The 6,983-nt window shown below is 60.9% G+C and carries 7 protein-coding genes; 2 read left to right on the top strand and 5 right to left on the bottom strand.

What is annotated here, in order from left to right:
* Nucleotides 1-351 precede the first annotated feature (351 nt).
* Nucleotides 352-540, bottom strand: a complete 189-nt coding sequence (locus AUJ55_06055) for an amino acid transport protein (protein OIO57818.1) — start codon at nt 538-540, stop codon at nt 352-354.
* 171 nt (nt 541-711) lie between these two features.
* On the opposite strand from AUJ55_06055, the gene AUJ55_06050 reads away from it, so the two are divergent.
* Together AUJ55_06050 and AUJ55_06045 are read left to right on the top strand one after the other, a co-directional pair.
* Nucleotides 712-1,089 carry a hypothetical protein gene (locus AUJ55_06050; protein OIO57814.1) on the top strand — a complete coding sequence of 126 codons (378 nt, stop codon included), beginning with the start codon at nt 712-714 and terminating at the stop codon, nt 1,087-1,089.
* A gap of 102 nt (nt 1,090-1,191) precedes the next feature.
* Entirely contained in the window at nt 1,192-2,007 is an 816-nt protein-coding gene (locus AUJ55_06045; GenBank protein OIO57813.1) for an alpha-L-glutamate ligase, read from the top strand.
* 74 nt (nt 2,008-2,081) lie between these two features.
* Here AUJ55_06045 and AUJ55_06040 read toward each other — a convergent pair whose 3' ends face one another.
* From AUJ55_06040 to AUJ55_06025, 4 genes are read right to left on the bottom strand one after another with little or no spacing between them, the layout of a single operon-like run.
* A complete protein-coding gene (locus AUJ55_06040) occupies nt 2,082-2,993 on the bottom strand; it encodes a 2-oxoacid ferredoxin oxidoreductase (protein ID OIO57812.1) in 912 nt (303 codons plus the stop codon).
* A 53-nt stretch (nt 2,994-3,046) separates the two neighbouring features.
* Nucleotides 3,047-4,801: a pyruvate ferredoxin oxidoreductase gene (locus AUJ55_06035; GenBank protein ID OIO57811.1), complete on the bottom strand. Its 1,755-nt coding sequence runs from the start codon at nt 4,799-4,801 to the stop codon at nt 3,047-3,049.
* Nucleotides 4,802-4,850: 49 nt separating this feature from the next.
* A complete protein-coding gene (locus AUJ55_06030) occupies nt 4,851-5,723 on the bottom strand; it encodes a succinate--CoA ligase subunit alpha (GenBank protein OIO57810.1) in 873 nt (290 codons plus the stop codon).
* Nucleotides 5,720-6,892, bottom strand: coding sequence for a succinate--CoA ligase subunit beta (locus tag AUJ55_06025; GenBank protein ID OIO57817.1), 1,173 nt, complete (start codon nt 6,890-6,892; stop codon nt 5,720-5,722). Before AUJ55_06025 ends, AUJ55_06030 begins: the two co-directional genes overlap by 4 nt.
* Between the last annotated feature and the right edge of the window lie 91 nt (nt 6,893-6,983).

Below are 6,983 nucleotides of genomic sequence, written 5' to 3'. Positions count from 1 at the left end.
GATCCCCCCGCCCCCCTGCTGTTGTTGCCCCCCGCAGTTCGATAAAGCTTCTTGAAACATCATAAAACCGCGGCTTTTGCTCGCTTTCAAAACCAGACATTTTCTTTCTTGGTTTTGGCGCCCCATCCGTGGATCGCAAGGAAGCACTGCATCAATCGGCGCCCCCTTAGGGAAACGCTGATGAAAGGCCTCCTGCGCTGAATCGGCACACTGCGCAAAAACCAAAAGTAGTCGCCTTGAGGCAACGTAGTTTTTGCTTCGCGTGCAAAATCAGAAGAGCTTCGGCGACTTAGGTCGCCTCCTACTTACGTTCCTAATTTTGCTCGGAAGCGCTGAATAGATCGGCGCTTCCTAGACCTTCAACATCATGGGGGCCGCCACCAGGAGCGCCCCGATCAGCAATTGCAGCCAAACGCTGGCCACGAAATAGGGGTAGGCCATCAGAGCGATGCCCGAAACCAGGGTGCCCCAGCGCTGCTGCTTCTTGCCGTAGATGAAATAACCCATACCAATTGAACCGAACACCACTGCGCCCATCATCAAAAACGGGTTGTCCACGGAGACTCCTATTTGGGGGAAAAAAAGTTGGGGTTGCTTGCCCCCCTGCTCAACCCCATACCCTCAAGAAAGTTCCGGAAAATCGGAGTTGTGCCCGGTTATTCCCCCCGAGGTACACTTGTCCCCCCATCGCTCCTACCTCCCGAGAACACCATGTCTTACGAACGATTGATCTTCGAAATCGACGATCCGGTCCCCGAATGGATCGTCCGCGCCGAGCCCACCGAGGCGATCAACGGGGCCCATTTTGGGGTCGAGGCGGTGGTGGAGCGGTTCGAGGACGGCTCAGTGATGGTCTGGGCACTGCGCGATCTGCTCCCCGGCGATTTCTTGATTCGCTTCGACATCAACGGCTGCCCCGAGGGGGAGCTCGTCACCCCCCCCATCGCCTGGCATACCGCCCCCTACCAATCGGGTCGCACCGGCTTCGAGCCGGGCCATTTGAGCCTGTTTTTCGATCCCGAAGCGGGCTGTACCTACTTGGGTTACCGCCCCGCGCAGGGGGATGAGATCGGTCAGGTGGCGCCGTAATCGTCCCCCCTTGCGGGGCCACCGCCGCGTCGCCACAATCCCGCCTCCTCCGGTCGATCCGACCACCTCTCCTATAAGAATTTGGAGCGTGCGAGCCCCTCGATGAAGCTCGTTTCGTTCGACCCCTTCCGCAGCCTCGGCATTCCTGGCGTCACCTACCTGAAACCGGAGGCGGTTTTCGCCCATCGGGACGAGGTCCAGGCGGCCGATTGGCTCCTTTTCCCCGAATACTGGCAGGTCAACTTTCTGGTTTATGGCTGGCGCAAAAGGGTCTTCCCCAGCCATGCCACCTACCTGATGGGACACGACAAGATCGAAATGACCCGGGCGTTGCAGTCGGTCGCCGCCCCCCACGTCCCCCAGACCCTGATCCTCCCCGGTACCGAGCTGGCCCAAGAGCGCATCCTAGAGGAGCTCTCCTTCCCCTTCGTTGCCAAGGCGGCGCGCAGCTCGATGGGGCAAGGGGTCTTTTTGATCGAGAACCGTGCGCAATTGCGTGCGTACATTGCCGACCATTCGATCCTCTACGTGCAGGAGCATCTCCCCATCGACCGCGACCTGCGGGTCGTCTGGGTTGGCGACCGGGTGGTGACCGCTTATTGGCGCATCGGGGCAGAAGGTGGATTCAAGAACAACGTGGCGCAGGGGGGAGCGCTGAGTTTTGAGGGGATCCCCCCCCAAGCACTGACATTGGTCGCCAAAGTGGCCAAAAAGCTGAAGATCAACCACGCCGGATTCGATCTTGCGCTGGTCGGCGGCCACCCCTACTTCCTGGAATTCAACGTCATGTTCGGCAACCACGGCCTGATCGAGCAGGGAATCAAGCTGGGGCCGATCATCCTCGACTACCTCAACCGCCAAGTCCGTCCCCCCCGGCGGCCGACAACCCCCAAGCCGGTTCTGCCCAAGGCGAGTTGACCGACCTCCAGCTGCAGCAAATACAAAAAAAGGGGCTCCCGAGGGAGCCCCTTTTTTTTGCGACAGCGGCAGAATCAAGGACGGTACTGATCCAGCAGTTTGAGCAGGTCGGCGTTGTCGTCGCCTTTGTACTTCTCTTGCAGCGCCTTGATCTTGTCGTGGATCGTTGGCTTTTCGACCTGGTAGAAGATCCCGATGGGCACGTTGGCCTCGGGATCCTTGATGTGGTTGAGCGCCTGACCGGCCAGCTCCAGGGCCTTGGCGCGGTTGGTCAGCTCGGTGTGGCCCGCCTCGTTGATGTCGGCCTGCTTGGGACGGTAGTACTGGAAGGTGTCGACCTTGTTGTAGGTCGGGCAGGGCGAAATGATGTTGATGTAGGCAAAACCCTTATGGGCCAAGGCTTTTTCCATCACCGCCGACATATGTTTCGGGTTGCCGGAGTAGGTCTGAGCCACGAAGGTGGCGCCCATGGTGATAATCATCTCGAGCACGTTCATCGGCTCGTCGATGTTGCCGTAAGGTTGCAAGCTGCCAGGCAGACCCTGACGCGAGGTCGGGGAGGTCTGGTTCTTGGTCAGGGCGTAGGTGTTGTTGTCCATGACGAAGACCGAAAGATCGATGTTCTTCCGGGCCGCGCTAGGGATGTGGCCGCCACCGATGGACCAGCAGTCGCCGTCGCCGATGGTGACGGTAACGGGCAAGTCGGGACGGGCGATCTTGGCACCGACCGCGACGGGAATCGCACGACCGTGGCAGGAGTGAACGCCATAGGAGTTCATCCACAGGGGCAAGCGGGAGGAGCAGCCGATCCCGGAGATGGTCATCACCGAGGAGGGATTGAACTTCTGGCCGGCGTAGGCCTTGGCAAGACCGGCCACAACGCCGAAGTCGCCGCAGCCGGGGCACCAGGTGGGCTCGATGTTCGAGCGGTAGTCTTTGGCCTTGAGGGCCTCTTCGACAAAAACCTTCGCAACAGGCAGTGCCATGTCGATTCTCCTTCTATGCAAAGCCCCGTGTGGGGCATTGAGTCAGATGTGGATCAGCCCAACAGCTCTTCGATGGCGGATTCGATCTCGGCGGGGATGAAGGGTTCGCCCCGGTAGATGTTGATCTGCACAGGCTTGATGCTGGTTTGCATCTTGAGAAGGCTGGCGTATTGCCCCTGCACGTTGGCCTCTGGGATCACCACCTTGCCAACCGAATTGGCGAAGGCTTCGATGACCTCGACGTTGACGGGCCAAAGCAGTTTGGGGCAGAGCAGGGAGACCTTCTTACCCTTGGCCCGCAGGCGGAGCACTGCCTCTTTGGCAATCGCTTGGGTCATGCCCCAGGCGATGATGCCGATCTCGTCGCCCGCCTCGCCGATCCGCTCGGTGGGACGCATCGACTCATAATCGGCGGCAAAACCGGCCAACTTGCGCCAACGCTTGTCGGTCATGGCGACACGGGTCTCGGGGTTGGTCCGGGGACCTGAATCCTCGGAGTGCTCCAGACCGGTGGCGGCGTAGCTGGCCCCCTCGATGCCGGGAATCCCCATGGGGGAGATGCCCGATTCGGTGTTGAGGTAACGCTTGAAGCCCTCGCCTCCGGTGGCGACCTCGCGGTCGATCAAACCGGCCTTAATGGCGGCCACGTCAGGGGTCGGGATCGCCTCGGCCTGCAACGACAAAGAGGCATCGCTGAGCATGAAGACGGGGGTCTGGTATTTTTCGGCCAGGTTGAAGGCGTCGATGGTCAAGTAGACGCAGTCGCTGACGTTGGCAGCAGCCAAAACAGGACGCATGTTGTCGCCATGGCCGCCCAGGGCGACCGCGTACAGATCGGACTGGTCGTGTTTGGTGGGCATGCCGGTCGAGGGGCCACCGCGCATCACGTCGATCACCACCAGGGGGATCTCCGACATGTAGGCCAGACCCAGAAGTTCTTGCATCAGGGCAATGCCGGGGCCCGAGGTGGCGGTGAACGACTTCACACCGGCAAACGAGGCGCCGATCACGGTGGCGATGGCGGCGATTTCGTCCTCGGTTTGATACACATACCCGTTGGTCTTGAGCATGTTGTAGGCTGAGTAATCGCCGACGCTGGTGGCGGGGGTGATCGGGTAGGCGCCGTAGAACTTAGCCCCTGCTAGGGTGCCGCCGACGGCACAGGCCTGGTTGCCGGTCAGGATGATGACATCCTTGCCTTCGCGGGCTTCGGGGAAGCTCAGCTCGGCGTCATGGCTCTTGGTGGGGTAGTTCGTTTTGATCCAGTTCTTACCGGCCTCGATGGCGCGGTAGTTCAGATCGACCACCGCCTCGCCCTTGCGGATGAACTTGTCGTGGATCGAAGAGCGAATGGTGGACTCGGGCACGCCGAAGAGCTCGATCAAGGAGCCCATGAGCACCATGTTCTTCACCACGTAGTTGGCCAGACCCTCGGGGTCCTTGGCCAGCTTCGAGGCGGGAACCGCATAGAAGGTGACCCCTTCGGCATCGGTATCGGCCTCGAAATCGGAACCCTCGGGACCGTCGTAGACCACCACGGTGCCCGGTTTCATCAGGGAGCGGTTGACCTCGAAGGCCTCGCCGTTGAAGACCACAACAATGTCGAAGCCGTCGCCCTGGGAGATGAGCTTCTGATCCGAAATACGGACCTGGCTCATGGCGTAGCCGCCTTTGATCTCCGAGGGGAAGGACTTGAAGGTGACCACATCGAAGCCGGCGCGGGTTGCCGCCTGCATCAGGAAGTCGCCGGAGGAGATCACCCCCTCGCCGCCCTCACCTGCGAATTTGATGGTGAGATCCAGTGCCATTACATGCACCTCCTAAAGATAAAAGTGAGTAGAAAGGAACAAAGAACGATTACAGCCCCATCGCCTTGACCATGGTTTTACCCAGGTCGGCGGGGCTTTTGGCGATGAAGCAGCCAGCGGCCTCAAGGGCTTTGAACTTCTCTTCGGCGGTCCCTTTACCGCCGGAGATGATCGCCCCGGCGTGGCCCATACGGCGGCCGGGGGGGGCGGTGGCACCGGCGATGAACGACACCACCGGTTTGGTCACATGCTGCTTGATGAACTCGGCCGCCTCTTCTTCTGCGGTGCCGCCGATCTCGCCGATCATGATGATCCCCTCGGTCTGGGGGTCTTCTTGAAAGAGCTTGAGGGCGTCGATGAAGTTGGTGCCGTTGACCGGATCGCCGCCGATGCCGATGCAGGTCGACTGACCGAGCCCCGCGTCGGTGGTCTGCTTAACCGCCTCGTAGGTCAGGGTGCCGGAGCGGGAGACCACTCCGATCTTGCCCGCCATGTGAATGTGACCGGGCATGATGCCGATCTTGCATTGGCCGGGGGTGATGATGCCGGGGCAGTTGGGACCGATCAGGCGCACATCCTTGCCTTGCAGGTAACGCTTGACCTTGACCATGTCGAGGACCGGGATCCCCTCGGTGATGCAAACGATGATTTTGATGCCGCAGGCGGCCGCTTCGATGATCGCGTCGGCGGCAAACGGAGGCGGCACGTAGATCACGGTGGCATCGGGCTGCACGGCGGCAACAGCGTCGGCCACGGTGTCGAAAACCGGCAAACCCAGGTGGGTGGTGCCCCCCTTGCCGGGGGTGACGCCGCCGACCATCTTGGTGCCGTAGGCGATGGCTTGCTCGGAGTGGAAGGTGCCGTTGGCACCGGTGAAACCCTGGCAGATCACCCGGGTGTTGCTATCGATCAGGACGCTCATGCCTGCACCCCCTTCACCGCCGCAACAACCTTCTGGGCGGCATCGTTCAGATCGTCGGCGGCGATGATCGCCAGACCCGACTCGGCCATCATCTTCTTGCCCAGCGCCACGTTGGTCCCCTCCAGGCGCACCACCAGGGGCACCTGAATATTGACCTCGCGGGCGGCGGCGATCACGCCGGTGGCGATGACGTCGCAGCGCATAATCCCGCCAAAGATGTTGACCAAAATCCCTTCGACCTTGGGGTCGGAGAGGATGATTTTAAACGCCTCGGCCACCCGCTCGGCGGTGGCGCCGCCACCAACATCAAGAAAGTTGGCGGGGGCAGCCCCGTAAAGCTGAATGATGTCCATGGTCGCCATGGCCAAACCGGCGCCGTTGACCATGCAGCCGATGTTGCCGTCCAGCGCCACGTAGTTCAGGTCGTGTTGCTTGGCGGCGGTCTCTTTGGGGTCTTCTTCAGACAGATCGCGCAGCCCTTCGATGTCGGCGTGGCGGTACAGGGCGTTGTCGTCGAAGTTCATCTTGGCATCTAAAGCAATGATCTCGCCCGAGCCGGTAACGATCAGCGGGTTGATTTCGACCAGGGCGGCATCTTTTTCAACAAACGCCTTGTAGAGCCCCAGCATCAACTTGGTGAAGTTGTTGATTTGCTTGCCCTCAAGCCCGAGGGCGAAGGCGAGGTTGCGGCATTGAAACCCCTGCAACCCGATGGCGGGATCGACCACCTCGCGCAGGATCTTCTCGGGGGTATGCTCGGCGACCTCTTCGATCTCCATCCCACCCTCGGTCGAGGCCATGAAAACCACCGACGAGGTCGCACGGTCGAGCACGGCGCCCAGGTAGAGCTCGCGGGCGATGTCGGCCCCCTCCTCCACGTAAAGGCGCTGCACCAACTTGCCCTCGGGGCCGGTCTGGTGGGTCACCAGGGTGGCGCCCAGCAGCTTCTCGGCGGTTTCGGCGACCGCTTCGGTCGACTTGACGACCTTCACGCCCCCCGCCTTGCCGCGACCGCCGGCATGAATTTGGGCCTTCACAACCCAGACTGGACCGCCAAGACGTTCTGCGGCGTTGACCGCGTCGGTCACGCTGAATGCCGGATAGCCCCTGGGAACCCGAACCCCGTACTCGGCCAGAACCGCTTTGGCCTGATACTCATGGATGTTCATGAACCTGCCCCGCTCGTGATGAAGTGAAAAGAAAAATCCAAAAGGATGATGAAAACCGTTGGTGTGCTTGTTGGTGGATGCGCTGCGCTTA

It is taken from the genome of Proteobacteria bacterium CG1_02_64_396 (genome assembly GCA_001872725.1).
Lineage (GTDB): Bacteria > Pseudomonadota > MNWR01 > CG1-02-64-396 > CG1-02-64-396 > CG1-02-64-396.
Note: the sequence above shows the minus strand (reverse complement) of the source record. Positions and strands in the feature narration are given on the sequence as shown.

Bases quoted from the DNA above. Each gene is read 5' to 3' on its own strand.
- AUJ55_06055 (OIO57818.1), bottom strand. From the start codon at position 540: ATGATGGGCGCAGTGGTGTTCGGTTCAATTGGTATGGGTTATTTCATC.
- AUJ55_06050 (OIO57814.1), top strand. From the start codon at position 712: ATGTCTTACGAACGATTGATCTTCGAAATCGACGATCCGGTCCCCGAA.
- AUJ55_06045 (OIO57813.1), top strand. From the start codon at position 1,192: ATGAAGCTCGTTTCGTTCGACCCCTTCCGCAGCCTCGGCATTCCTGGC.
- AUJ55_06040 (OIO57812.1), bottom strand. From the start codon at position 2,993: ATGGCACTGCCTGTTGCGAAGGTTTTTGTCGAAGAGGCCCTCAAGGCC.
- AUJ55_06035 (OIO57811.1), bottom strand. From the start codon at position 4,801: ATGGCACTGGATCTCACCATCAAATTCGCAGGTGAGGGCGGCGAGGGG.
- AUJ55_06030 (OIO57810.1), bottom strand. From the start codon at position 5,723: ATGAGCGTCCTGATCGATAGCAACACCCGGGTGATCTGCCAGGGTTTC.
- AUJ55_06025 (OIO57817.1), bottom strand. From the start codon at position 6,892: ATGAACATCCATGAGTATCAGGCCAAAGCGGTTCTGGCCGAGTACGGG.